25 protein-coding genes, 1 rRNA gene and 1 pseudogene are annotated in these 24,720 nt (G+C 40.8%); 18 read left to right on the top strand and 9 right to left on the bottom strand.

Annotation, left to right across the window (positions count from 1 at the left end; genetic code table 11):
- Positions 1-94 (top strand): 5S ribosomal RNA (gene rrf, locus JOC48_RS20385); the annotation flags it as partial.
- A gap of 302 nt (positions 95-396) precedes the next feature.
- Positions 397-600, top strand: a complete 204-nt coding sequence (locus JOC48_RS20390; RefSeq protein WP_204502261.1) for a thioredoxin family protein — start codon at positions 397-399, stop codon at positions 598-600.
- Between the two features lie 119 nt (positions 601-719).
- Here the strand turns inward: JOC48_RS20390 and JOC48_RS20395 are convergent, their stop codons facing one another.
- The 7 genes and pseudogenes from JOC48_RS20395 to JOC48_RS20425 form a co-directional block, all read right to left on the bottom strand.
- The gene (locus JOC48_RS20395; protein WP_204502262.1) at positions 720-1,274 is read right to left on the bottom strand and encodes a polysaccharide deacetylase family protein; all 555 of its coding nucleotides are present in this window, start codon (positions 1,272-1,274) and stop codon (positions 720-722) included.
- Between the two features lie 109 nt (positions 1,275-1,383).
- Entirely contained in the window at positions 1,384-2,157 is a 774-nt protein-coding gene (gene phnC / locus JOC48_RS20400) for a phosphonate ABC transporter ATP-binding protein (RefSeq protein WP_204502263.1), read from the bottom strand.
- An 11-nt stretch (positions 2,158-2,168) separates the two neighbouring features.
- On the bottom strand, positions 2,169-2,924 hold the full coding sequence (phnE, locus tag JOC48_RS20405) for a phosphonate ABC transporter, permease protein PhnE (protein ID WP_204502264.1): 756 nt from the start codon (positions 2,922-2,924) through the stop codon (positions 2,169-2,171).
- A 12-nt stretch (positions 2,925-2,936) separates the two neighbouring features.
- Complete coding sequence (gene phnD, locus JOC48_RS20410) at positions 2,937-3,806, bottom strand: phosphate/phosphite/phosphonate ABC transporter substrate-binding protein (protein ID WP_204502265.1); 870 nt, start codon at positions 3,804-3,806, stop codon at positions 2,937-2,939.
- A gap of 38 nt (positions 3,807-3,844) precedes the next feature.
- On the bottom strand, positions 3,845-4,780 hold the full coding sequence (locus tag JOC48_RS20415) for an NAD-dependent epimerase/dehydratase family protein (RefSeq protein ID WP_204502266.1): 936 nt from the start codon (positions 4,778-4,780) through the stop codon (positions 3,845-3,847).
- A 106-nt stretch (positions 4,781-4,886) separates the two neighbouring features.
- A complete protein-coding gene (selD, locus tag JOC48_RS20420; RefSeq protein WP_239584514.1) occupies positions 4,887-5,936 on the bottom strand; it encodes a selenide, water dikinase SelD in 1,050 nt (349 codons plus the stop codon).
- 48 nt (positions 5,937-5,984) lie between these two features.
- A pseudogene (locus JOC48_RS20425) lies at positions 5,985-6,953 on the bottom strand (glycosyltransferase family 4 protein); the annotation flags it as partial.
- A gap of 295 nt (positions 6,954-7,248) precedes the next feature.
- Here JOC48_RS20425 and JOC48_RS20430 point away from each other — a divergent pair.
- The 8 genes from JOC48_RS20430 to JOC48_RS20465 all read left to right on the top strand — a co-directional run bounded on the left by JOC48_RS20430 (position 7,249) and on the right by JOC48_RS20465 (position 16,641).
- A complete protein-coding gene (locus JOC48_RS20430) occupies positions 7,249-8,850 on the top strand; it encodes a xylulokinase (protein ID WP_204502269.1) in 1,602 nt (533 codons plus the stop codon).
- A gap of 3,290 nt (positions 8,851-12,140) precedes the next feature.
- Positions 12,141-12,710: a tyrosine-type recombinase/integrase gene (locus JOC48_RS20435; RefSeq protein ID WP_204502270.1), complete on the top strand. Its 570-nt coding sequence runs from the start codon at positions 12,141-12,143 to the stop codon at positions 12,708-12,710.
- 1,051 nt (positions 12,711-13,761) lie between these two features.
- Positions 13,762-13,998 (top strand): helix-turn-helix domain-containing protein, encoded by a 237-nt coding sequence (locus JOC48_RS20440; RefSeq protein ID WP_204502271.1) that lies wholly within the window; start codon positions 13,762-13,764, stop codon positions 13,996-13,998.
- A 65-nt stretch (positions 13,999-14,063) separates the two neighbouring features.
- Positions 14,064-14,318, top strand: a complete 255-nt coding sequence (locus JOC48_RS20445; RefSeq protein WP_204502272.1) for a helix-turn-helix domain-containing protein — start codon at positions 14,064-14,066, stop codon at positions 14,316-14,318.
- A gap of 16 nt (positions 14,319-14,334) precedes the next feature.
- Complete coding sequence (locus tag JOC48_RS20450; protein ID WP_204502273.1) at positions 14,335-15,234, top strand: hypothetical protein; 900 nt, start codon at positions 14,335-14,337, stop codon at positions 15,232-15,234.
- Positions 15,215-15,469: a hypothetical protein gene (locus tag JOC48_RS20455; RefSeq protein ID WP_204502274.1), complete on the top strand. Its 255-nt coding sequence runs from the start codon at positions 15,215-15,217 to the stop codon at positions 15,467-15,469. Before JOC48_RS20450 ends, JOC48_RS20455 begins: the two co-directional genes overlap by 20 nt.
- A 215-nt stretch (positions 15,470-15,684) precedes the next feature.
- Positions 15,685-15,924, top strand: coding sequence for a hypothetical protein (locus JOC48_RS20460; protein ID WP_204502275.1), 240 nt, complete (start codon positions 15,685-15,687; stop codon positions 15,922-15,924).
- Positions 15,925-15,981: 57 nt separating this feature from the next.
- Positions 15,982-16,641, top strand: a complete 660-nt coding sequence (locus JOC48_RS20465; protein ID WP_204502276.1) for a hypothetical protein — start codon at positions 15,982-15,984, stop codon at positions 16,639-16,641.
- 328 nt (positions 16,642-16,969) lie between these two features.
- On the opposite strand, the gene JOC48_RS20470 is transcribed toward JOC48_RS20465, so the two are convergent.
- Entirely contained in the window at positions 16,970-17,260 is a 291-nt protein-coding gene (locus tag JOC48_RS20470; RefSeq protein ID WP_204502277.1) for a helix-turn-helix domain-containing protein, read from the bottom strand.
- A gap of 200 nt (positions 17,261-17,460) precedes the next feature.
- On the opposite strand from JOC48_RS20470, the gene JOC48_RS20475 reads away from it, so the two are divergent.
- Complete coding sequence (locus tag JOC48_RS20475) at positions 17,461-18,123, top strand: hypothetical protein (protein ID WP_204502278.1); 663 nt, start codon at positions 17,461-17,463, stop codon at positions 18,121-18,123.
- 467 nt (positions 18,124-18,590) lie between these two features.
- On the opposite strand, the gene JOC48_RS20480 is transcribed toward JOC48_RS20475, so the two are convergent.
- The gene (locus tag JOC48_RS20480; protein ID WP_204502279.1) at positions 18,591-19,766 is read right to left on the bottom strand and encodes an IS256 family transposase; all 1,176 of its coding nucleotides are present in this window, start codon (positions 19,764-19,766) and stop codon (positions 18,591-18,593) included.
- A gap of 85 nt (positions 19,767-19,851) precedes the next feature.
- Here JOC48_RS20480 and JOC48_RS20485 point away from each other — a divergent pair, with 85 nt between their 5' ends.
- From JOC48_RS20485 to JOC48_RS20515, 7 genes are all read left to right on the top strand, one after another.
- On the top strand, positions 19,852-20,163 hold the full coding sequence (locus tag JOC48_RS20485) for a hypothetical protein (protein ID WP_204502280.1): 312 nt from the start codon (positions 19,852-19,854) through the stop codon (positions 20,161-20,163).
- 781 nt (positions 20,164-20,944) lie between these two features.
- Positions 20,945-21,325 (top strand): hypothetical protein, encoded by a 381-nt coding sequence (locus JOC48_RS20490; protein ID WP_204502281.1) that lies wholly within the window; start codon positions 20,945-20,947, stop codon positions 21,323-21,325.
- A 745-nt stretch (positions 21,326-22,070) separates the two neighbouring features.
- Positions 22,071-22,358, top strand: coding sequence for a YhfM domain-containing protein (locus JOC48_RS20495; RefSeq protein WP_204502282.1), 288 nt, complete (start codon positions 22,071-22,073; stop codon positions 22,356-22,358).
- A gap of 512 nt (positions 22,359-22,870) precedes the next feature.
- Entirely contained in the window at positions 22,871-23,020 is a 150-nt protein-coding gene (locus JOC48_RS20500) for a hypothetical protein (RefSeq protein WP_204502283.1), read from the top strand.
- Between the two features lie 524 nt (positions 23,021-23,544).
- Positions 23,545-23,787 carry a hypothetical protein gene (locus JOC48_RS20505; protein WP_204502284.1) on the top strand — a complete coding sequence of 81 codons (243 nt, stop codon included), beginning with the start codon at positions 23,545-23,547 and terminating at the stop codon, positions 23,785-23,787.
- A complete protein-coding gene (locus tag JOC48_RS20510) occupies positions 23,787-24,203 on the top strand; it encodes a hypothetical protein (RefSeq protein ID WP_204502285.1) in 417 nt (138 codons plus the stop codon). The genes JOC48_RS20505 and JOC48_RS20510 overlap by 1 nt, the downstream gene beginning before the upstream one ends.
- Before the next feature lie 71 nt (positions 24,204-24,274).
- Positions 24,275-24,466 (top strand): hypothetical protein, encoded by a 192-nt coding sequence (locus JOC48_RS20515; protein ID WP_204502286.1) that lies wholly within the window; start codon positions 24,275-24,277, stop codon positions 24,464-24,466.
- The last annotated feature ends 254 nt before the right edge of the window (positions 24,467-24,720 follow it).

Raw genomic sequence — 24,720 nt, forward strand, 5'->3', positions numbered from 1 at the left:
TCACACCTGTTCCCATGCCGAACACAGTAGTTAAGCTCTCCAGCGCCAATGGTAGTTGGGGCTTTGCCCCTGCGAGAGTAGGACGTCGCCAGGCAGTCTAAAAAAACCCCAGAAAGCTCTAAAGCTTTCTGGGGTTTTTTTTACTGGAGACACCTTGTAAAGCGAGGAACGGAATTAAGAGTTTCTCTATTAACACTTAATAATAATTAGTATGAAATTTACATCCAAATGTTTTAAATGAGTAGAACGTGGGAAAATAGTTAAGAAATACAAAAAGAGGAGGGTTATCATATGGCAAAAAAAATATCGACAGAAGAGTATAACGACATAAAAAAGTCTGCAACTAAGCCATTTGTACTTGAGTTTGGTGCTGATTGGTGACCAGGATGCAAAATGTTGAGGCCGGTGGTCTCAAGTGTTGCTGAGCAAATAGATGACATTGATTTTTATTATGTAGATGTTGATGAATCGCAGGAAATAGCCCAACAATATGGGATTCAAAGTATTCCGGTATTAATACTAATTAAAGATGGTGAGGAAGCTAACCGTTCTACTGGATTTAAACCAGAGGAACAAGTCATAGAATTTGCCAGATCTTAAATGGTATAACGCATAGGGTTTAAATGCTCTGTGCGTTTTTTCATCATTCCAAATGTTTAAGGGATATCCCTGTATGTATAAATCAAACAAAAAAGCTCATAGAGGTTTCTATGAGCTTTTTACAGTAAAGTGAATTCATACCCCTTTTCGCGTATTGTCTGAACTATTTCCGGTAAGACTTGAACGGTTTGCTGTAATTCGTGAAGTAAAATAATTGCACCATCTTCTAAGTGATCAGTAACATTGGAAATGATTTGCTCCGGGTCACACTTTAGTTCCCAGTCAATCGCTGCTATTCTCCACATAACCGTTGTCAGTCCTAATCTTTCAGCAGCTTTGATTGTGTCTCGATTGTATTGGCCAAATGGTGGTCGGAATAAGGTGACTTTTTGGCCAGTTATACTTTCGATTTCAGAAACGCTGGTTGCTAATTGTTTATATTGTTGATCAAAAGTTAGATTCGCTAAATTTGGATGATTAATCGTGTGTGTTCCAATTTTATGTCCCTCGTCCAACACTCTATTCCATGGTCTTAGAGGATACAGAAGACGTGACTGCCAAAAGAAGATAGCAGGTACATCTTCTTGCTTTAATATATCGAGTGTTTGTGTTAATACACTGCTTGGGCCATCATCAAAGGTTAGCACCACAGACTTTTTGTCGCTTGGTGACATCCTTGTTAGCACTTTTTCATCTGAAGAGTCGTACACGACCCGTGATTGATCAACTACTCATGGACTTTTGATTGCCATATAACCATCCTTTCCAGACGTACTTTAAAAATTATTTGTTAATGGGTAAACTGCCAATTTTGTTCGTTGGGGAATGATAGGTTAAATGAAATTCATTCTCTTCAAAGCTTTCCGGTGTATCATCAAAAATTATCTTACCATGTTTAAATGCAATTAACCGAGTAGCATAACGTTTAGCGATGGTAACATCATGGACATTGATAATGGTTAATAGTTGATAACGGCTGTGTAATTCTTGAATCAAATTAAAGATATGGTTAGCAGTTCCAGGATCAAGACTGGACACAGGCTCATCTCCAAGGAACATTTTCGGTTTTTGCAGCATTGCTCGTGCGATACCGACCCGTTGTTTCTGACCTCCGCTTAGCTGTTCTACTTTTCGATTAATCTGATCAGTTAACTCAACATCTTCAATTACTTTTTTTGCTTTGTCTATTTCTTCCTTATCAAACCAACCAACTAAACTCTTGAAAGTTGATCGGTAACCAAAGCTACCAGTTAATACATTTTGTAAAACGGTTAGGCGGGGAATTAAGTTATAGTGTTGAAATATCATTCCCATTTCCCTACGAACTTTTCGTAAATTCTCTTCTTTCATTTGCAATATAGGTTTGTCATTCCAGAAAATTTCTCCGCTTGTAGGTTTTTGTAAGCCATTTATGCAGCGGACAAACGTTGATTTACCGGCACCACTCTTTCCAAGAATACAGACGAATTCTCCTCTTTGAAAGTTTAGGTTTACATCTTCCAATGCAGGTTCATTGCTATCATGGAAATGAACAGTTAGGTTTTCAATTTTTAGCATATTCGTCCTCCTTAGATGACTTTATTACGGACGTGGCTTCCAAATAAATCAACAACGATGACAATAATCATAATGATTAGTACATCCAATGATACCGCTGGATATTGGAATGTCTTGAAATCATTGAATAATCGTTGGCCTATTCCCCCACCACCAATAAAACCTAAGATAAGGGAAGTACGGATAGCCACCTCAAACCGGTAAAAGTAGTGTGATAATACATTTGGCCAGATTTGTGGCAGGATACTAAATAAATAGGCAAACCAGTTTTTAGCACCTACTGCTTTCATTGCTTCCTGAGGACCAGGGTCTGAGGCCTCAACTAATTCTGAAACTAATTTACCTAATACACCAATATTATGAAACATGATAGCTAAGACGGCAGGGAAGGGACCGAGCCCTAGTGCCGTCAAAAGGATTAAACCGAATACAATTTCAGGAATAGAGCGGACAAAGCTAAGCACCACCCTTGATAAGTGAAACAAAAAAGGAGAAGGGGATGTATTTTTTGCTGCTATAAAACTAATGGGCAGTGCAATAATAAGTCCTAGGAAGCTTCCTAGGAATGCCATTGCAAGTGTTTCGAAACTATCCTCTATCATGTTTGGTAACTGGGATGTATCCATTGGAAACCAATGGTATAAAAAGTCAATCATATTCCTGAAATCTTTGAATTTTGTTACATTAAATTCTGTAAGTCTCATGCTTACATAAAGAAGTATTCCTAGTATAAGAATGGTGATTAGGTTACGCCATTTAAACCACACGATAAATCAGCTCTATTCTTCAATAATTCCTTCTTTGATTGCTGCTTGTCGAATACTTTCGTAGTCTTCATTCGTTGCTTCTGTAAAACCAGTAGCACCAAATGCATCAAGTATTTCCTCATCATCTATAGATAAAAATGTCTGTTTTATTTTGTTAATTGTTTCCTCATCCGTTTCCGCATGTACGGCCCATGGATATTGGAATAATTTATCGGATTCCCAAATGATCTTTAATTGATCGCCATTTACTTTTTCAGATTCAACGAGTTGATTGTAAATTGCACTATCAATCGCTCCTGCATCGACTTGCTTATTTTGAACAGCTAGTGCCGTTGCATCATGAGAACCAGTGTAACGAATCGACTGGAAGGAATGTTCATCCTCCGATTGATAGACTCCACGGTCTTGGAGTTCTATACTTGGAATCAGAGAACCGGATGTAGAGTTTTGGTCACCAAAGGCAAAATCTATTTCCTCTGTCGTTTCTAATAGCGCTTCTAATGAATTCCACTCATTTTCCGCATGGGTAATGATATAAGAATGGTAAAAAGGTTCACCTTCCACTAATTGTGTAAGAATGGCTTGCGCCCCACTTTTTTCATGAGCAACAACGTAGGTTAATGGGCCGAAAAAAGCCATGTTTATTTTATCATAATTCATTGCTTCTACTACTCCATTGTAATCTGGATAAACCTCAATCTCTACGTCTTGGTTTAAACCTTCTGTTAGTGTTGTTTGCAGTTTATTCATCGCATTTTCCATAGATCCCTCTGTTTGTGCTGGGATTACCCCAATCGTAAAGGGTTCTGTTTCTTCGTTGTTGCATGCAGCAAGGATAAGCGAGAAGCTTAAAAACAAAATTGTTAAAAATGCTTTCTTCATTTTTTTCACCTCAAATTGTATTGTCAATCACTGTTCATTTATTTATCAATATTGGATTCATGCGTTTGTTTCATGTAGGATAACGTTTCAGTTAATCCATCCATTAATGTGGAATTTGGATACCATGTAAGATATTCTTTGGCATTTCCATTATCTAAATAACTATCTAAAATATCACCTTCGCGCTTTGGGTGGTAAACGGGTTCCACCTCATCTTCTAATAGTGAATTTATGGAATGAATAAGTTCATTTATACTTGTACCATGATTTGTACTAATATTTAGTGTTTGATTATCACCATGATAAAGCGCTGCTATTGTTGCAGATGCAATGTCTTTCACGTAAATAAAATCTCTTGTCTGTTTTCCATCACCAAATACTTCTGGCTTTTGCTTGTTCATCATTTTAGACAGGAAAATATTAATGACATCATTGTTTAATTTTTTGGACGATCCTGGTCCGTACACATTTGCATATCTCAAAATGGTATAGCTAAGTCCATGTATGGTTGAAAAAGCTTGGACGTATTGCTCACCGGTAAGTTTTGAAATGCCATAGAAGGATAAAGGTTGCTTTGGGTGTTCTTCATCGATTGCTAAATAATGGGGTTCCCCGTATACAGCTGCAGATGAAGCATAGATGAATTTTTTTACATGAAATTTTTTAGCGGCCTCTAATAGATATATTGTTCCTAAAATGTTTGTTTTTGCATCATCTTTAGGCGCAATTATGGATTGCTTAACATCTACTTGTGCAGCAAGGTGTATAACTACATCAGGTTTTTCTAATTCAAATGCTTTTTCTAATTTTTCTTTATTATTGATATCAATACCATAATAAGGAATATTCATGGCTTGATATCGGTGACTATCACTCGAAAGGTCTATAATAGTAACAGCGTACTGTGCGCGATGTAGGGCTTCCACCACATGACTGCCAATAAAGCCTGCACCACCTGTAACAAGCACCTTCATAATCCCAATCCTTTCACATTCCCGTTTAATGGATAAAAACAGGACTCTTTGATGAGTCCTGTAACAAGTTTTACTACTACGCTTGCCTGGGTTTTTAAATCATCAGTTAGACTACAGTAATAATACCTGGTTTCTCTTTAGTTACTTCTCCAATAATAGCAGGATTTACGTTCTTTGCTTTTAGTGCTTCTTGAAGCTGATCAACTTCAGCATCAGGAACAGCAATTAATAATCCACCTGATGTTACTGCGTCACATAAGATTAACTGATCCATTTCGTCAACGGATGCATCAAAGTGAATACAGTCAGCTAGCCACTGGCGGTTCTTTTTCGATCCACCGGGGATAATACTCTTTTCGGCTAGTTCTCTTGCTTTTTCTAATACAGGGACATTTTTATGATTAATTGTAATTCCAACATTACTTCCTTCTGCAATTTCTCTTGTATGTCCTAATAGACCAAATCCAGTAACATCTGTGCATGCATGAACCGTATAGTTTTCCATTGCTTCTGCAGCATTTTTGTTTAATGTTGCCATAACTTGCATGACTTCATTTAAGGAGTCCTCATCTAATAAATCTTTTTTTATGGCAGTTGTTAAAATACCAACGCCAATTGGTTTCGTTAAAATAATCTTGTCACCGGGTTGTGCACCAACATTTGCTCTGATTTTATCTGGATGAACAGTTCCTGTCACAGATAAACCAAACTTGGGTTCTTGGTCATCAATGGAGTGACCACCGACTAAGGCTGCTCCAGATTCCTTTACTTTTTCTGATGCACCAGCTAAGATATCCGCCAAAATACCTTTGTCTAGATTATTGATAGGAAAACCAACGATGTTCATGACGGTAATTGGTTTTCCCCCCATTGCATACACATCACTAAGTGCATTTGCTGCAGCAATTTGACCAAACATATAAGGATCATCAACAATTGGGGTAAAGAAATCCAACGTTTGTACAAGCGCAATATCATCGGTAATTTTATAAACTCCTGCGTCATCGGAGGTATCTAATCCGACAAGAAGGTTTGGGTCAGGTACATTTTTAGGTAAATGACGCAATACTTGCGCCAGGTCTTCAGGACCAATTTTGCATCCTCAGCCACCTTTTGTCGATAAAGAAGTCAACTTAATTATTTCCTCTTTGGACATGTTCTCACACTCCTTTTTCACAGCTTTTTGATAAATCTCTAGCAAGTATTGTGCCTCATAGTCAGCAGAATGCTTATGGTCTACATAACTTTTTGCATTGGCTCCAATCGCTTGCCTCAATGCTTTATTATTCATGATTTGTTCCGCATAATCAAGAAATTGGTTTTCGGTTTTGTAGACGAATCCAGTCTCTTGGTCGGCAACAATACTATTATTTCCTTCATTATCTGATACTAAGACGGATAAGCCGAACCCCATCGCTTCTAATATTGCACTGGATTGACCTTCCGAATGAGAGGTATTAAGCATACAATTTGCTTGTGTATAAATACCTCCCATTTGCTCATGAGGAACTTGTCCCAGATACGTAACCCACTCTTCGTTATCTTTTACTAGCTGTTTAACGTTGTTTCCTTCCGCTTCTTCCAGAATGGGTCCAACAATCCAGAGACGAACGGATTTATCTTTGTCATGCAGCTTTTTTAACATTGTTATCGCTGAAGGAACATTTTTTATTTTTCGTATCCCAGCAGGTAGAACGAATAAAAAGCTATTCGGATCTTTTTGGACTGGGAATGTGGTGGTTGGAAAGTTGCTCGTCCCTTGAGGAATCGTAAACAACTTTTCTTTTACTTCAGGAATCTCTGTTTGGATTGTTTCTTTTGCCTCGATATTAAATACATGGATTGCTTTTGCTTCTATAAGGCAGGTGACTACATCAGCTCGTGTGTTTTCATCAAACAAAAAGTGATTAACATCCGTTCCAGTTATCGTAACGATATAAGTGGAAGGTTTATTTTCCAGCTGTTGCATAAACCGGTAAAATCGATACGCGTGAAATCCATGAACGAGATCTGCTTCAGGTAAGACTGTGATAGGTTGATCATCACTTATGGAGATGATTTCTGTCTGAATCCCCAAATTTTCTAAACTGTCTGCCATTCGCTGAACGGTAACCGTATTACCGCGTGGCTGGTGGAAATTTGGTGATGCTAGTACTACTTTCATGTTATTCATCCTCTTAACTATAACGTATTTTCTATTTTTACCTTAATCATTCAGGAACATGTAAAGCAATTTTTTTGCTTAAACAAAAAGATTGCCAATAGATTTAACCCTTAATTGTACGTATTATAAAAAAAGACAACGTATTCATATGAAGTTGTACGTACATTTTCGATTGTAATACTTCATTATTTCTTTTATAATAGATTCATCAATGTTTTCACTTTAATAGTGAAGCCGATTTACCTTGGTGTTTCACTTACTAATAAAATTTAAAACTTTTAATCTACTATTGGAGGAAAATTACATGAGTCAAGCTGTAAAAAATGCAATTCAAAGCGGTAAAACAGTACTTGGTATTGAACTGGGGTCAACCCGAATTAAGTCAGTTCTCATTGGAGAAGACAATGAACCGATCGCATCTGGTAGCCATGATTGGGAAAACAGCTATGTAAACAATATCTGGACTTACAGTACAGAGGAAATTTGGAAGGGTTTACAAGAAAGCTATCAAAAGATGGCTAACGATGTAAAACAGCAATATGGCGTCACGCTGCAAACGATAGGGGCAATCGGTTTTAGTGCGATGATGCATGGCTATATGGCTTTCGACAAAGATGGAGAGCTTCTTGTACCTTTCCGCACTTGGCGTAACAATATTACCGAACAGGCTTCAACAGAATTAACAAAACTATTTAATTACAATATTCCTCAAAGGTGGAGTATTGCTCATCTGTATCAAGCAATTTTGAACCAGGAAGATCATATTGCTGACATTAGCTTTCAAACAACGTTAGCTGGTTATGTTCAATGGAAGCTGACAGGGAAGAAGATTCTCGGAGTTGGTGAAGCATCCGGTGTATTTCCAATTGACTTGAATACGAAGAACTATAATCAAAACATGATCAGTCAGTTCAATGAAAGGATTGCACCCAAAAACCTACCGTGGAAACTGGAAGATATTTTGCCAGAGGTTTTGGTAGCAGGTGAAAGCGCAGGTGAATTGACAGAAGAAGGCGCTAAACTTCTTGATGTCAGCGGAGAGTTAAAGGCTGGTATTCCACTTTGTCCTCCAGAGGGCGATGCAGGAACAGGTATGGTTGCAACAAACAGTGTAGCGAAACGTACGGGAAATGTTTCTGCCGGCACTTCTGCTTTTGCGATGATTGTATTGGAAAAAGATTTGTCCAAAGTGTATCCTGAAATTGATCTTGTAACCACACCTACAGGTAATCTCGTAGCGATGGCTCACTCGAATAACTGTACTTCAGACTTGAATGCATGGGTAGGATTATTTGAAGAGTTTTCCAAATCGATGGGTATTGAAGTGGACACGAATACTTTATTTGAAACATTATTTAAACAGGCACTTCAAGGGGATCCGGATGGGGGCGGCCTATTATCTTATGGCTATCTGTCCGGTGAACACATGACTCACTTTGAAGAAGGTCGTCCATTGTTTGTTCGTTCTTCAGATAGCAATTTCAACCTGGCTAATTTCATGCGTACCCATTTATTTACAGCATTTGGTGCAATGAAAATAGGTATGGATATTTTACTCGAAGAAGAAAAAGTAAAATTAGATGAAATTTTAGGTCACGGCGGAATATTTAAGACAGAAGGTGTAGGGCAAAGTATCTTGGCTGCTGCGCTCAATACTCCTGTTTCCGTTATGGAGACCGCAGGAGAAGGCGGAGCTTGGGGGATCGCGCTCCTTGCTTCCTATATGATTAACAAAGAGGATAATGAAACATTAGATGAGTATTTAAACGAGAAAATATTTGCAGATCAAGCAGTCAAGACTGTGTCTCCAGATCCAAAAGATGTAGAAGGATTTGAGCAATTTATGGAACGTTATAAGAAGGGGCTTGCGATTGAAAGAGCAGCAGTAGAGAATCTTAATAGTTAGAAATTAAACGCGATAAGGGATGGACATCTCCTGTCGCGTTTTTTTCTTAATTAATTAGAAAGAGTGGCGGGACTGTGTGGGAATCGAACCCACCGGAGACGGCACGCGCCTCCCTCAGGGTTTTGAAGTTCAAGGGCGAAATTCCATCGAAAATCAACCCGCAAAATCACCGTCAAATCAACGTTTATGAGGAATACTCACGAGGTTTTATCGCAAATTCCCAAACGAACTTATATGCTACCACTTTGGTTTAAATTTTAACGTAAATGTTTTCGACAATCAAGTCAGATATCAGACCATAATAAATCGAAGGACGCCTCGAAAAAATAGGAGGGAAATTTCGACCGCATAAACTTTATAAAGGAACAGGACGTTAATTTTCGTATACAAGTCATTTATAGATAGGGCGGTGTTGGATATCTTCTTTTTATCTAATTTAACTATCGGAGGGATTCGGAACACAAAATGCCCCGATGTAAACAAGCGTTTATATTCACCTGTATATGGTAACGTCTATAATCATTGATATGGCGGTGTTTATTCGTGTTATTGACGACTAGAAGTGTTTACGATTAGTTAACAAATGGTTACGCATGACAACTCTCGGGGGGGTTCGTAAATAGAGTTATAGCTTAGAGTTATGGCGGTTAGAGGTTCGGTAAGTATGCGGCTAGGGTACGGCTAAACCTCGATTATAACGAGAGACCAACACGGTAGGGTACTACGTGAAACCTCCGTATATACTCCGTGGCTTGTCGTGTATGGAGGTTGTCGTGTAAGATAATGCGTGTAAGGTTTGCCGCACTCGCTGACTCCCTCGGGCGGAGAGACGGTCTATAACTCGGGGGTCTACGCATATCTAATAACATACGGCTCGATACGACAAGGGCTCGGGTACTCTAAGGCTCGGCTCGGTTGGTCTATTGCGATACGGGCTCGTAGGTCCTCTCTCGATGCGGCTAGGGCTCTCGTCCGCACAGAAGGCTCTCACGGGCTCTCTATGCGTTATAGGTCGTATAAAGGTTATTGATACGCAAAACCGTAACACAACGGCTCTATATCGTTTGTAGACGGATACCCGTCGAGTAGGTTCGCATAGTCCGAATATGTTTACGGTCTAACAATCACGTAGGGCTATCATAGGCTTTTTATGCGTTCCGAGTCGTTATAGTCTTCCGATACGTAAAAACGTCTCGATAGGGCTCTATGTCGTTTGTATGGCGTCCTATGTCGTCCTAGTCGGACACGGGTCGCATAGTAGAGTTATAGCTCCAAAGGGTCGGCGGTCCGATGCGTCTTACATAATCGGGATAGACCGAGCATAGTTTATTCGTTTTGTCAAATCGCTATTATGGCGGGGTTCGGTCGATGTTAAACACGGCTCGAGTACGAGCTCAAATACGACAGACTGACCCGACCCCGAAAGGTCCTAACATAAAATCGGCATGTAGCCTCCCATAACGTCCACTCTTCGTTGTCGACCAAAAAGGTATTTAAACAGCTCGTTTTCAATAAATGGCTATAAACACGAACAAACCTCCGTATATATTCTTATAACGTACGGTTATATATTGCGGCACTATCTCGGTATATGATACGCCGACACCGTCCACCGTAGAAAAACACCCGACTATATTTTTATAAATATACCCCCGACTATACTTACAAACCCCATCATAACAACGACTATACGACAACGGAGAAAGTAACAGTACATACTTGAGTTACATTCAAATACGGACCAACTAACGAAGGAGCAACACGCAAACATACTACGAGACCATACACACCAACGGTTACGAGCTTTTTTAATAGAATGAGTAAGGGCGTTATATAGGGCGATACGTCTCGGGGTATAGGGCGGTAGAGGTTCTCGTTTTCTTAAAAAGGTCTCGCATCTACTATCGTTCGTAAATAATCGAGAGAGCTCCTCGAGTTCGGTCGAGTCTAATCAATCGAATAAGTAAAGAACTAACGAGCGGAGTTAATCGCACAAGCTAGAACGTCCACAGAGCGACAAGAGAGCGGATGCCAAGCGTCCTAAATTGCATCGAGGAATTAATCGGACCAACGCAAACAAGGCGGGGAGAGCGGTTAGTTAATGCGGAAAAGGCATGACCCCCCAAGCCGTATACCCTCGAGATTTGCATTTGCGGTACACCTTTTATAAATTTCATGCCAGACCCGAGGGGTTAAGTCACACGCCTTGACCTATGCGACTTACCAAGCGACAAACCTTGACGGAGTCCCTGCACGAAAACCCCAACGCATCGAAAACACCACGGACAACAACCTCGCAAAAATTTTCGTTATAAATTTTAAACTCAAGGGGTTACGAATCTACTCGGCACGTATGCGGTAGAATGGCGGGCGGAGAGTTATCTCGCTCCCTTCTCAACCACTTCTCGGAGTTTTGCGGCGTTTAGTCGTCCACTACTCGCAAACTATCTCTATTATATATCGTTTTCTATCGTTATTATCGAGACCTTAACGACTAAACTTATCGCTAGACCTTTACGCTAAAACCTCTAGGCTATCGCCTAAGACTCGCCGAGGGCTCGCCTTTACTATCTCTCTAGTATATCGTTTATTTAATCGCATAAGGACTCGGCAGCCGAGACCGTATAAACTAATTATAATAAGTATGCGACCACGACCGAGCGAAAGCGAGAGAGTACCAACGGGTACAAGAATAAGACTCCTCACTTAACTAAAATGCGGTTTAGCCTTAGAGCCCCAACGGTTAGAGACCGAAAATGAAACGGTCATTTACACTGCCGAGTTTGCTCTCAAACGGTCGTTTTCACTGCCGAGTTTACAACGTGTAAACACCTAGTAATATAGTCGGAATTAAGCGGCTTTAATCGATTTACCCCCACCCCTTGACTATTCTCGATAAGTTACGTAATATATTAGACATATTGATACGCGAAACCGTAACAGTAAGGCGGAGGAGCTCGAGCCCATCAACGGGCTAGAGTCGAGGGGGACGGGAAACCTCGACCAACTACAACCGAAAGAAATCGCAACGGACGCCGAGACGTTCCGACAAACACAAGGGAGCGAACTTATATAATGACAAATGAAAATAGAAACATCATTAGAATATAGCGGCAAGTTCTACGAGGTAGAGAAACAACTCGGAGGCGGGCTATGGGTCGGAGGCTATAGAAGGACCTTACAAGGGACGCACGGAAAGACTCGGCTAAGTGGATATGCGGCAACCTCGGAAACATAACTAACATAGACCCCGATAAAATTGACGTGAAAACAGACGAGGAGGGGCAACGATGAACACCGTAGAACCTATAAGAAGTAAGAAGGATATAAACGCAATAAAGCGAGCTCTAAGCGGGCGTAATCGCTTGTTATGGACGTTCGGCATTAACTCGGGGCTACGTATATCGGATATACTAGCTCTAACGGTCGAGGACATTATCGACGAGAGCGGAAAACCTCGGCAGGCGGTCACGTTAAAGGAGAAAAAGACCCGTAAAACTAAGACGTTCCACCTTAACAAGTCGATACAAACGGAGCTCAAGCGAGCTATAAAAGCGGGCGACCTCGATGCGTCCAACCGTGAGAGCTATATCTTTGCTAGTCGCAAGGGTAACGAGGCTATATCACGAGTACAAGCCTATCGTATATTGAACGCTGCCGCAGAGAAGTCGGGTCTCGCAGGCGTTAAGATTGGTACTCATTCGATGCGTAAGACGTTCGGCTATCACGCATATACGGCGGGCGTTCCACTCGAAAGGCTGCAACGCATTTTTAATCATTCGAGCCAAGCCGTAACACTCGATTATATAGGTATCACGCAGCAGGACATAGACGACGTTTATAAGGCGTTAAGTTTGTAGGGCGGACTCCACGAAGTCGGCTCTTTTTTTTGTCGTTGTTTAATCGCATAGACTTAACGACCCTCGACGTCCGATGTTAAAGATATAACTCTATGCGACCACGACGAGCGATAGCGAGCTCGTAATTATTGTTATATGGCTTTTAGTTATATAGTTCTTCTTAGTGTTAAGTATGCGATACAGAGCTATGTTAAATAGACGATACTAAGCCGTGTCAAGTCTAGTATACATACCTTTAAAAGAACGCAGATACACACAGAGACGTTTTAACGTAACTACCCCGCAAATTACCCTCTAAAACTACAAAACAACCTCACACGCTCTCTATTTAAACTCAAATACCCTTTAACTTTTTAATTTACTATGTACCGAAAAGAAACCCCGTCCGTGCTTATGTATGTGAGAGAGGTAATAAAAAATATTAAACACTATACAAGTAAACACTCTCTAGCCGCCTTATAGACAAGGGAACGATAAGTATTTTTATTAAACTACTATACAAGTTTTACCCTAATAGAACCAACTGTATTACGAAAGGGATAGTACCCTTTTAACTAAATAAAGATTGGGGCGGGCAAGCCTTACCCGTCCTCATTTATCGAAGTCTCTCGCCGCAGGGCAAGCGGCAATATATAGCAAGCGAGTCGATACGTAAGCTATAACGGGTCTCCGATGGTAAGTAGCCATGTACTATCGGAGTCCGTAACTAAATAAATAAATAGATTGGGGCTCTCGTAAGTTACCGACGGGAGTTCCTAATGTTTAGCATTTCCATTTACTTTAGTTCGAGGGGAGTCGAGCGGCTTAGTTGTTCCTCCTATACACGACTATAACGAATCCTCTCGTCACTAATTAAATAACTAAAATTGTGGCGGAGTCTCGGCTCTACTAATCCAAAACGAAGGGACTGATAAACGACCTTCCTCTCCTCCTTTATTGGGCTTACCCTTTCCGAGTAGAGCGAGACCCTACCGCCTTATATCTTACAACTATGTAAATGCGAAACATACTCGAAACACTTAAAAACCAACCGAGAGGGGGCATACGACAAATGAAGTACCACGTCCAACTAACGGCGGAAACCGTTAAAAAATATCGCAGACATAAAGGACTAACTCGGAGCGACTTTGCTCGCATGGTTTCGATGTCTGATAACTACATCTATAAGCTCGAGGCGGATATGATACCCCTCACCGATGCAGCAGAGCAGACAATCCGCAGGAAACTCGACCTAACAGATGAGGAACTCGTCAAGTTTAACGTATTAGCGGCGGAGCTCGAGAAGTAAACCGCCCCTTTTTATTTACACACGAAGAACAAAAAGACCGGATCGATACGGAGGAGGTTAAAACGATGATAAGACAAGAGCAGCTAAAAGCGATAAGGCTCGCAATCCTAAAAAAGAAAAAAATCGAAGTAGCGAGAGAGCTTAACGTCCCTCGTTTGCGTATAACACGATACGAAACGGGCGAAAACAAAGCACCGAGAGAATACCTCGAACACTTCTCGGAAACTTACGGCATTACGACCGAGACAGTCGAAAAAATCGCAGAGCTCGAGAGACTTCTCAAAGCTCTAAACGAAACACGTAACACACTAAACAACTAGTAAAGGAGCAGGGCAAATGCTAAACACCGAAGATAAAAAACTAAAGGTAATCAACACGCAAACGGGCGAGATAGAATGCGAGACAAACTACGTTATAACAGAGGAGCAGCTAAGGGAACGTAAGGAACGAGAGGCAAAAGGTCGAGAAGTACACCGAGAACGTAACGAGTATTACAAAGACCCTAGAAAATTCGTTATAAACTTTATAGAACCTATTCGAGAGGTTATGCACGACCTAACACTAACGCAAGCGGGCGTTATGATGAAGGTTCTCCCATATACGCAAAAATACGGGAAACTAAAGAGCAACGGTAAGCCCCTAACGATTAAAGATATATCCAAGGTAATAAAGAGAGCCGAAAAAGCGACTAGACGCTCACTAGCAGAGCTCGAGGACATCGGTCTAATAGTATCGGAGGGACGACCTAAGACATACACCGTTAACCCGCTCTATCACTTAACGAACAAGGTTAAAGACCGAAAAAATGCGAGGTTCGTAAAGTTATATAAAAGTAAGGCGAAAGAGCTGCTAGATAGACTATCGCTAGTAGAGGCGGGGCTCGTTTATAAAATGATACCGTACTTTCACTATGAAACTTTCATACTATGCGGAAACCCTAACGAAGATAATCCCGAGCTATACGAGGAGCTCGGTCAAAACGACTTAGCGAGGTTAATCGGCTACGACGAGGAGGAGCTTAAAAAGCTAATGAGACGGCTAAGAACCAAGGGCATAATATTACAAACGGACTCAAGCTATATAAAGTCTCATTACGTACACCCCGATTTATTTTACCGCATGGATAGAGAGACGGAAAAGGCTAAACAATTACGAGATATGTTCGAGAGTAACGAGTTAAGAAAACAAGCACGCAGAGCTAGGAGGGGGCGTAAAAATGCGACAAACACAGACTGAAAGGGTAACACCAAGAACCGAGGAGGAGGCTCGATACCTCGAGAGACTTCACGGGTTCACCGTTGTACCGAGACCGAAACCGAAAAAAGAGAAACACGAGCCGAAAACAAGCGGTAATACACTCGACGACCTAGCTCGGGAAATCAGACAAGCCCGAACGATAATTAAGCTAGTAGGGGCGGCGGTTATAGTCGAAGGCATCGGACTAGCGGCTTTATTTATCGCATTACTATAAAACAACGAGGAGGGGACAACGTGGAACATCAAAACATGACGGAAACTAAAACGGTAAGAGCGACCTTAGCCGTTAAAGAAGTAAACGACGGCGATGCGTACACGGTCGGAGTAGAGCTCGCAAAAGAGGGCGAACCGTTCCGAGTGTATAGCCTATATTACGGTGCGTCAGAGGGCGAGATTTATAGTAAGACACAAGCAACGGGGCGGGCATTAATGCGAGTTATAAACGACCTACCGAAAGGCACGGAGCGGCTAATGGTTCGGAGTGCTAACCGCCTAATGTACGGGTATAAAAAACAAAAGGAAAAACTCGGCGGAGTCGCATCGCTGCCGAAACAAGGGCTAGATATTTACATGCGACTAGCTCGGTATGACTCACCGAACATCGTAAGAGCTCGAGACCTAGCACACGACGCAAAAGAACGTAAGGCGACACTAGTCGTAGAATTATAAGACCACGGGGCATACTCCCCGCACTATCAAACTAAAATACTAGGAGGCTATATCATCATGGCAAAACAAAAAACATTAATGACTTTCGACAAGGTTAACGAGGTACTGGAGCAACAACAAAGGAACGCAGAGAAACGACAAGAGGCAAACGAAAAGGCACAAGCGGCAGCAGCTAAACTAGAGTTATTGCGTCAACAGTACGAGGAGGAGCTAGTAAAAGGCGTAGAGAGCGAAACAGATAATGCGGACAAGCTAAACAAGCTCGAGAAGGACATCGCACAAGCCGAGAGGGAAGTAAAAAGAGCGAAAGAGGCGGCGGAAGTAGCTAGAAAATACTTTCAAAGTACCGTAAACAAGGACGAGTTCAAGGCGGCGTTTAACGAGTTCAAAAACGAATACAAAGAGAAGGAAGTCGAACCACTACTCGAGGCTATGCGTCAAACCAAGATGGAGTTAACGAAACAGTTCCGAGAGTATCAAGACGCAATAGCTCACTACGAAAGACAACGGGACAACGCTAAAAACGTATATGACCCAACGGGCAGAACGCTATTTTTCGGAGGTAAGGTAACACCCGATACACAACAAGAGGTAGCGTATTTCCTAGTAACGGCTCAAACACTCGAGGACCTACAAGCGGGCAACCTACCGAGCGGAGTCGATAAAGAGGACATCGAGGAAGAGGACGAGAAGAATAAAAAAGGAGGTCGTAAGTAAAAATGGGACGCACACCAACGCATAACAACGAGGTATATATCCGACTAAAGAACAAACCGACCGAGGAGCTAACTAAAGACGATATGCGGGACGCTCTTAACCTAGCGAAATCTACGGGTCGTATGGAACACAAGGTATTTTATACAAGCGTAAAACACCACGCTAGACAGAACGAGGATAGAGCGAAAGAACAAGCGGACAACGATAACGAGGAGAAATAAAAAGCGGCATCCGATAGGGAAACCGCAAAACCACGACGGGGGAGCGATAGTATATCGCCTCTCGTCTCTTTTTTTGTATACGCAAGAGGGGAGCGAACGCCTGCCGTTTATGCGTCCGACTTGTTCCGTACATAGTTTTTATTACCCTTGTTCGCCTTAGATAGCTCGGCACTTGAGGCGGGTCTTTCGTATGGCTTACTAGGGTCGTATTCGATAAGCTCTCGAGGGTCTACGTCTAATACTCGAGCTATTACGTCTAAATGGTATAGGTATACAAACTCTTTTTTATTGTTAACGAGGTTATTGATAGCGGCAGGGCGGAGACCAGACTCACGAGCTAGACCTCTTTGCGAGTACCCTTTTTCTTCTAATACTTCTTTTAATCTAATCCTAATCATTGTAAAAACTCCTCTCGAGCCCCATATTAACACATTTTTAACCGTTACGGTAAACCGAAATAAGATAAATTAAACAAAAACCGTTGACACGCTATTGCGTAACATGATAAATTAGTAAACGTCGACGGGGCGGAACGGAAAACCGTAACGAAACGGAAAGCACACAATACTATATTACACCGAAAGGGAGAGATTGATTTATGGCAAGACCTAAAAAAAGAATAGCGGCGGTAGTCGTAGCGGGAACGATTCTAGTAGGAGCGGGGTTCTCGGGCGGTGCATATGCCGCACAATTAACACCTGCCCAAGCTATCGACAAACTAACGGGTATGTTAACGGGTAACGTCCAAGATGCGGCTAACACGGCAACGAGTGACGACCTAGCGGCTATCCAATCGAAAGCGGATAGCGTTAAAGCAAGCCTAAACCAAGTCGCAGCAGATACAGAGGCAGCGGTCCAAGCTAAAGTAAATAGTCACGTTGATACTAAGACGACGCAAACTATTAACGAGCTAAATACCGCAGAGACTAACGCACTAACGGACATCGAAGCGGCAGGAACAACGGCAGAGCAGAACGATATAAGCTCATTTGATGCGAACGTCCAAGCTATTATAGATGGTATCGACGGCACGACTGAGACTACTACGACAACAGAGCCGACAACTACGCAAACGATTAACGGGGTCGAGGTTCTGGCGGGAGCGGAGACGTTAAGCTCTAGCGACTTAAACACATTAACGGGGAGCTCGACGGTCGGCGTTATCGAGACCGAGTACGGCAGCAACCTAGACATAACACAAGTCGACTATGATTCTACTCAAGACCGAGTTATCTACTATGACAGTAAGCGGGACAACTAACACGGTCGGAGTATCGGACTACGAGCTCGACCAAGTAGCTACCACGGTTAACAGTAATACTAGTGCGTTACACTTCACAGTATTCTAGCGAGGTAATCGTTAAATCGGAATACTCTAGCATCGTAGCGGCTAACTAAAATAATGCAGCAACACCGACAGAGGGAGACCTTAGCGGGGCTCTCTTTTTCTTTGTAGCATATAATTACACGAAAGGAGCACGAATATATGAGGCTACGTTATGCGGCGGTATTTATCTAAGTCAAGTCCATATTTTTGTGTAAAAGTGTTACAAGGTTTTCAACGATAAAAAGCAATATAAGATATTTAAACTAACTTATTTTGAGTTTACATTGAGGGGCGGGTATGAGAGCCTTAGTGGGCAGCCAAGTTGATTAAACCTGGCTTCTTGGCCGAGACATCATGCCCGCCGGAGGCTCAATGTCAACTCAAAATTAGGCAAAAAAAGCTTATCTAGATTCCCTTAAAAAAGGCTGTTTCTTCTTTTCCCAGCGCTCTTCAATGTCCATTAAAATTGATCCTATAGTTCTTAGGGCTGACTGATCATTAGGAAAAATAGAGATTACTTTTTCTCTTCTTCGAACTTCTCTATTTACTCGTTCTAACATATTTGTGGTGCGTAAACTTTTATGAAAATCTACTGGTTGAGAATGAAACTGCATAGTGTCCTCAAAACCTTCATCTAGCAGCTTAATTCCTTTCTGAAACCCTTTGGTATCTTGGTATTTTTCTATAAAACTATCCTTTAATTTACGAGCATGTTTTAAATCAGGCATTTTAAAGATATCTCTCAGGTGTTTACGAGCTTCTTTGGTTCCCTTTTTAGGTAAAGTCTTAATGATGTTTCTTAAAAAATGTACGCTACACCGTTGCCATGAAGTACCTAAGAATGTCTGCTTAATGGAGCTTACTAAGCCAGAGTGAGCATCTGAAATCACTAATTTTGGAGATTGAATGCCACGTGATTTTAAGTACTCAAAAAAGGCCGTCCAACTTTCAGTGGACTCCGCATGACTTATTTGTAGACCAATAATTTCTCTAAAACCATTTTCATTAACCGCACAAGCAATATGTACACTCTTTGACACAACCCTATCGTTATCGCGGACTTTTATATACAATGCGTCTACATAAATATAAGGATAGAAAAGTGCGTTTAAAGGACGGTTTCTCCAATCATTAACAATAGGATCTAACGATTTAGTTAACTCAGAGACAAAGGATTTAGACACACTTTTCCCGCATAGCTCTTCCACAATCTTTGTGACTTTACGTGTAGAAACACCGTTAATTACCATTTCCATCATAGAAAGAACAAATGCTTGGTCACAACGTTTATACTTCTTAAAGATTGTAGGAGAAAATTCACCGTCCCTCGTTCGAGGGACTTTTAACTTAAGGGAACCAGTTGCGGTAATTAGTTCACGTTCGTAAAAACCATTACGATAACCATTGCGGCTGTCAGTTCTTTCGTGGGAAAGAGCATTAATATATTCATCTCTTTCTTTCTCCATTAATGAGTTTAAAAGTAGTGAAAGAGATGCTTTTACAGGTGATTCAAGTGAACTGTTTTCTACCTTCTCTTTAAGATCTTCTAAATTTATAGTAATATTAACTTGGGTCATCATCATTACCTCCATTTACTATTTTCTTGGTCGAAAACATTGTAACATGGGGTCATGATGATGACCTTTCTTTTTACACAATTATATGGACTTTATCTTTATCTACACAAGCGGGGGAGTGTTCATCACCCTACCCGATTTTATACACCACGGCGGTATCACGGCGGCGCCTATCGGAGAAGAACAACAAGAGGCGGAGAACTTTCTCTATACGATGGGGGAGGTATCCGAGGAGACGGGTCGAGACTTGCCCGAGCCGAGCGAACTAGACGAGGTAAACCTACGAACAAACCTAAACTATTTCGATATGATACGGGAGGATAGCGACGGCGAGGTAGGTAAGCCGCATCGTATCGAAATTAAATATATAGAGACCGACTTTAAGCCGTCCAAATAAGGGCGGTTTATTTTTTTGCGTTATATAGACCGAAAACGGTCGGGAACGTGTCGGAGAGGAGGAATACAACGTAATTAATGTAGCTAGGCGGGAACATATTCGATAGGTTGGAGGTGGAGTACATTGAGACAAAATGCATCGCTCGAACTAACGCCCCACTCACGGAATATGGTCTCGCACATGATGGACGGGAACAAGCAAACGGTATACTAGCTGCAGCCGAGGCTCTAGGATACTCAAAACTAGAGTTCTTACAATTCAAGCGAGAACTATTAGAGAGGAACGCCGAAACCGTCGAGCGGCAGAGGATAGTTAATGCGGGGCGGCTACTAGCCGTCTCAATGCTAAAACAAATTAAACTAAACAAAAGAGGTCGGGGACGCACGAGAGATACTAGCGGGTTACAAAGCAGCTAAAGAGGATATAGAACGCAATTACTAAGGGTATAGGAGAGTGAGTACGGTTGTTTATAGTCCAAGGTAGTACGTATAGAGGATAACGAGATTGTATGACAGGGAGACACCACGAGCGAACGTAATGCGGACAAGGTCGAGCGAGGGGCTTTAATTAATCTCGATAAAAATAGATATTTTATTAAGATTGTAGAGGTCGAGCCTTATAAAAAGACCGACCGTACTTAATGGGATAGTAGACAACCACGAAGGACGTCGTTCCAATTGTAATTTTATGTTAAAATATATATAGTTTGTGAACGATTATTCTTAAACTAAAGTGGCAGGTTTCTTTAAGAAGGTATTCAGTTGAAAGTTGGTGAAAAACTTTGCAAAACGACAAGCAAATAGATGTTTTTAATATTTTTCACGATGGAACAATCACTAATATATTTAATTCGTCAGGTAATATCGAATTGAAAATTGAGATACAATACTTGGCTGAAATAATTAACGAAAAGTTTAATTGGTTTTACTGTGAATTGGTTGATTGTGAAGAATTTTTATTGGAAATATGGGGCGATGAGAAGGAACACACAAGCGATTTAAACACAATAATAGCATACGAATTAGAAATATTGGATGCTCACCCTTCAAATGATGGTATATTTGTTAGCTGTCGAAGTGATGAAATCATTGGTGGCAATCTCCATATAAAAGCAAGAAATATTAAAATCTATGATGAAAGTAAAAAAAACAATTTCTCTTGATGAGTTAGCTAACATTTGCCATCAATACTGGAGCAAATAATAATTTTCTTGTTTAACAAACGGGATGCGAATACACAACAAGGAAGATGGGGTCAGTTGGAGCTTATTCTTTTTGTAATGGCATAATGTTAATAAAAGCAGGGTTAAAAGAATATATGGTCCATTTGAATCTGCTGGTGGTTTCATGTTAATTCCATAAGGGGGGGGACTGTGAGAGACAAATCTAAATATTTCATAATTGTTTTGCTACACTATTCTCTATTTGTAATAAGTTCTTTCGTAGACGCACATCCAATTAATTTTAAATTTGTATTACTTTTTTTATGTTTCTTATTATCTGGCTTTTATTTTATTATTAAGTGCTTTAATAAAAGACGTTGGATTTCAGCTACTTTCTTATTGATTTTTCTATTCTTTAGTTCAGGTATGTTTTTAGGTTATATAACTGGTCTTTGATATTATAAAAAACAATTAGCTAATACTTTGGTTTGGCTAATTTTTTTCTTAAATGGTACCTTAGAATCTTATCTGGGATTAATGAGTAATCTAATTAAACTAAAGGGCGCAGATATTGAATAAGGAGTCGTCGATGCGGCAGCTCCTATTGTGTTAAAGAAGCAGTATAGTCAAATAGTTATAAAGAAGCGTGTTCCTATTGCGAGTATTTTGGTGTAGTGCAACTTTTATAATCTTTACACTTTTTCTAGTTGCTTGTTCTTTACCGAATAAAATAACAGTATTCGAAATGGAAAGTTTTGAAAAAATTAAAGAAGATACAGCGCTTGAAATAACTGATGAAGAAGAAATTAAAGTTTTTAGCAAGGCAGTTAAGAGTGCGAATAGTGAACCAGGTATTGTTGATGTGTCTGACCCAGATTACAAATTCGAATATGGGGAAAAGAGCTATTTTCTTTGGATAAGTGTTGGTTCAGGTTCTATAATGAAAACCAGCAACACTAATACTATTTATACTTTAGAAAAAGATTCAGCGAAGAAAGTTTTTGAAATAATTACAGATAATTATGGTGAATAGGTTAGTTATGGCACTAACGGGATGCTTTAGCTTAACAAGGCAATATAAGAAAAAGAGACGTTTGGTTTAATATCCAAGCGTTTTTGTTTGCTATCTATACTGTTATTTGTGTTTATGTAAAAAGACGGCTAAGAAACGAGCTCAAGCGGTACGCCGCAGTGTAAAGGGTTGGGTAGACTCTAACGAATTGCTAGAGCTTGCAAAAGGTATCGAGGTATACCGTGTATAAAGGAAAATATAGTACCGTGATATTATAAGGGTTTATAGTATCATGGTATTATAACCACATCGACGGCAACGACGAAAACACACACGAAAGGGAGTTATGAAAAACGTTTTTACCGATGAGACATTTTGAAAAGGAGGTATAAGAGGTAATCAAAATACTACATAGGGTTGGATGGAACGAGGTTAGTTGTCAACTAATCCGAGACCTAGAGGAGACATTAAAGGGGCTAGGATACGAATACACTAAGACACATACTAGGAAGGATTGGACGCCTCCATCCGAGATGATGGACTATTTAAAGCAATATCAAAAAGGGCAGATTTTCGTACTAATTGGACGAAAGGAGGGTGAGCAGCATATCGAGAGAGAGTGGGAGCGTAATTGGGATAAGCTACCCGAACTACTAGAACTAGCGGGAAAATGTGCGAGATAGGGCGGAACGACTACGAGTCGACCGCTCTTTTTTTATGCGTAATTTTAGACGGAACCGTGTCGTAGAGAAGTCGTTAGACGCAATTAGATACGGTTAGACGACCAACAACCCGTACCGATGCGGCAGAGAGTTCGTAAAGTGTACCGTTTTTTAGAGCTTTCGTGCTTACAACTCCGAAGGCAATTGAGACAACAAAAAACACAACGGAGGTAATGCGTAATGAATAAATCTACGGAATATAGAGAAGAGCGTAAAAAGGCGGCGAGGTTACGTCCTAGCATACTCGAGCGAGACGATTACAAGTGCCGTCGATGCGGTTCGGACGATATAGACTTTCTCGAAGTACATCACGTCCATGGTTATATCTCGGGGGAGACTCGTCGTCCGATAATCTAATAACTTTATGTTATTTATGTCATATATTCGCACCCGAGAATGGTTGGAGTGAGTTCTCGTTCTATTTACAAGGCAATCGAGTAAACAAAGGTATTATCGACCTACTTTTAATTAAAGAAGGAGCTCCGATGATACGCATAAGTGAGGAGCGGGAGACGGAGTACGCAGAGTTAAGACTAAAAGAGACAAAAAGAGAACTCAAAAAGAATAGATGGGAACGAGAAAGGCTACTTGACGATTTAATCGAGGGAAAAATTGACCAATACTCGGACTCGTTCCGCCAACGTAGAGACGAACTCAATGCGTCAAGAGACGAGCTAGAGGCGAATATTACCAAGTGGGAAACTAAAAATCGAGAGGTTATACAATAATGAACCATAATAAAAAAACAAAGGTAAACGATGAATTATTACGGGAGTTTGTGAGAGTTTTTAAGGAATACGAAAGCATGATGCTAAAACCAAAGATAGAGGAAAAGCGTAAAAGCAAGCTAGGCGAGTTCGTATTCACGGTCTCTAAGTCTGGTACGGGTCAAGCGACTAAGAAGGGTCTTGACTTAATCTTATACCCCGTGGAAGAGTTATCAAAAGACGAGGCTAAGAGCTTCGAGGCAACCGAAGGCAAGAATTTCGACGAGGAGTTATTTGAGCAGGTTCTTCAAGTCCCAAGTGAGGACCAACAAATCGAGGACCTCACAAAGTTCGGGTTCGATGTTAGTCGTTTAGGCGTAGAAAGCGAAAAAGAAAAGTCGCAAAGCCGAACAAGAGGGCGGAAACGAAAACGGTGAGGACTTAGGGTTTTAATAGGGAGTCTTAATAGGCTCTCTTTAAATATATAATTCAAAGGGGAGTACATTTAATGGAACAAGTAAAAAAGCCGCAACCGAATGACAAACAAGCGTTGTTAGACAAAGAGGGTTACGAAATATATAACGTAGAGTTAATGCGAAAGGTATTTCCACGTATATTTCGGGAATCTAAAGAAGTAAATAGAGATAGACGCCGTAAACCGCATATACGTGACGTATCCGCCTTTTATTTCTCCAAATAACGGAGCACCATTGTATCAACCGCAAGCGAGTGAAGAAACTCGCTACAATTCTAGAGGCTAACGGGCTCATTAAAACTAAGAAGGTCAATCGGAACATGCGGAATTACGTATTGTATTTTCCGACCTATGGTTCGAGACTATCAGAGGACGGGTATATCGGTATAAATGCTACTTTAATAATGTACAGAAATGATTAATTAAGTATGTACAGTTCTGATAGTTTCGCTGCATAATATTCTGGAGGTGAATATTAT

Origin of the sequence: Aquibacillus albus (assembly GCF_016908325.1) — a bacterium.
GTDB lineage: Bacteria > Bacillota > Bacilli > Bacillales > Amphibacillaceae > Aquibacillus_A > Aquibacillus_A albus.